Consider the following 2463-nt stretch of genomic DNA (forward strand, 5'->3'; position numbering starts at 1 on the left):
GCGCACGCTCGGTCAGCGCCCCTACGACGTGCAGATCATGGGCGGTGCCGCGCTGCACCTGGGCAACATCGCCGAGATGAAGACCGGTGAGGGCAAGACCCTCACCGCGGTGTTCCCGGTTTACCTCAATGCGATCGCCGGCAAGGGCGTGCACGTCATCACCGTCAACGACTACCTCGCGAGCTACCAGTCCGAGCTGATGGGCCGCATCTACCGGGCCCTGGGGATGACGAACGGAACGATCATCGCGGGACAGACCCCGCAGGTGCGCCGCGAGCAGTACGACGCCGACATCACTTACGGCACCAACAACGAGTTCGGCTTCGACTACCTGCGCGACAACATGGCGTGGCGCAAGGAGGATCTCGTCCAGCGCGGTCACTTCTTCGCGATCGTCGATGAGGTCGACTCGATCCTGATCGACGAGGCACGCACGCCGCTGATCATCTCGGGTCCGTCCTCGGGGGAGGCGAACCGCTGGTTCGTCGAGTTCGCCAAGATCGCCAAGACGCTCGAGGTCGGCGTCGACTACGAGGTCGACGAGAAGAAGCGCACCATCGGCGTGCTCGAGCCCGGTATCGAGAAGGTCGAGGACTACCTCGGCATCGACAACCTGTACGAGTCGGCCAACACGCCGCTGATCTCCTTCCTCAACAACTCGATCAAGGCCCTCGCCCTCTTCAAGCGCGACACCGACTACGTCGTGATGAACGACGAGGTCATGATCGTCGACGAGCACACCGGCCGCATCCTGGTCGGCCGCCGCTACAACGAGGGCATCCACCAGGCCATCGAGGCGAAAGAGGCGGTGCCGGTCAAGGCCGAGAACCAGACCCTCGCCACCGTCACGCTGCAGAACTACTTCCGCCTGTACGACAAGCTCGCCGGCATGACCGGAACGGCCGAGACCGAGGCCGCGGAGTTCATGTCGACCTACGAGCTCGGTGTCGTGCCCATCCCGACCAACCGGCCGATGGTCCGCAAGGACCAGGCCGACCTCGTCTACAAGAACGAGCCGGCCAAGTTCGCCCAGGTCGTCGAAGACATCGCGCGCCGCCACGAGACCGGTCAGCCCGTCCTCGTCGGCACGGTGAGCGTCGAGAAGAGCGAATACCTCTCGCGGCTCCTCGCCAAGAAGGGCATCAAGCACGAGGTGCTCAACGCGAAGAACCACGCGCGCGAGGCCGAGATCGTCGCCCGCGCCGGCCGCTACGGCGCGGTCACCGTCGCGACCAACATGGCCGGCCGCGGCACCGACATCATGCTCGGTGGCAACGCCGAGTTCCTCGCCGTCCAGGACCTCAAGGCCAAGGGCCTCGACCCGGTCGAGACCCCCGAGGCGTACGAGTCCGAGTGGGACTCGGTGTACGAGGCCACCAAGGCGAGTGTGGCTGAAGAGGCGTCGAAGGTCGTCGAGACCGGCGGCCTGTACGTGCTCGGCACCGAGCGCCACGAGTCGCGGCGCATCGACAACCAGCTGCGCGGACGCTCGGGCCGTCAGGGCGACCCCGGAGAGAGCCGCTTCTACCTGTCGCTGACCGACGACCTCATGCGCCTGTTCCAGTCCGGCGCCGCCGAGGCGATCCTCGCGCGCACGAACTTCCCGGATGACGTCGCCATCGAGTCCGGCATGGTGTCACGCGCGATCAAGAGCGCCCAGTCGCAGGTCGAGGCGCGCAACGCGGAGATCCGCAAGAACGTGCTCAAGTACGACGATGTCCTCAACCGCCAGCGCGAGGCCATCTACTCGGACCGCCGCCACATGCTCCAGGGCGATGACATCGCGGACCGCGTCGGACACTTCATCGAGGATGCGATCAAGGCTGTCATCGACGACCACACCTCCACCGGCCACACCGAGAGCTGGGACTTCGACGCCCTCTGGACCGAGCTCAAGACGCTCTACCCGGTGTCGGTGACGATCGACGAGGTCGTCGCCGAGGCGGGGACGAAGGGTCGGATCACGCCGGAGGGCCTCAAGCGCGAGCTGCTCTCGGACGCCATGATCGCCTACCGCAAGCGCGAGGAGACCCTCGGCGAGACGGCCGTGCGCGAGCTCGAGCGCCGCGTGGTGCTGCAGGTCCTGGACCGCCGCTGGCGCGATCACCTCTACGAGATGGACTACCTGAAGGACGGCATCGGCCTGCGCGCCATGGCCCAGCGCGACCCGCTCATCGAGTACCAGCGCGAGGGCTACCAGATGTTCCAGTCGATGATGGGGCAGATCAAGGAGGAGTCGGTCGGCTACCTCTACAACCTCGAGGTCGAGGTGCGCCGCGCAGACGGCGACGCCACCGAGGTCGAGGCCAAGGGACTCGGCGCCACGCCGATCGAGGGCCAGCGCCTGGAGTACTCTGCCGCGAACGACGCCGGCGAGGTCGAGGTCCGCAACGACCGCGGCCAGGTGCAGCAGGCGGCCACCAGCCGCGTGCGCCAGGCCGCTGCCGCCGCGGCGGCCACCCC

General features: G+C 67.0%; 1 protein-coding gene. It reads left to right on the forward strand.

All coding sequences use genetic code 11. The features are described 5' to 3' along the window. On the forward strand, positions 1-2463 hold a 2463-nt coding region (gene secA / locus AC1DVT_RS19515), incomplete at both ends, for a preprotein translocase subunit SecA (protein ID WP_477390973.1).

The organism is Microbacterium sp. P2_F9, assembly GCF_056403635.1.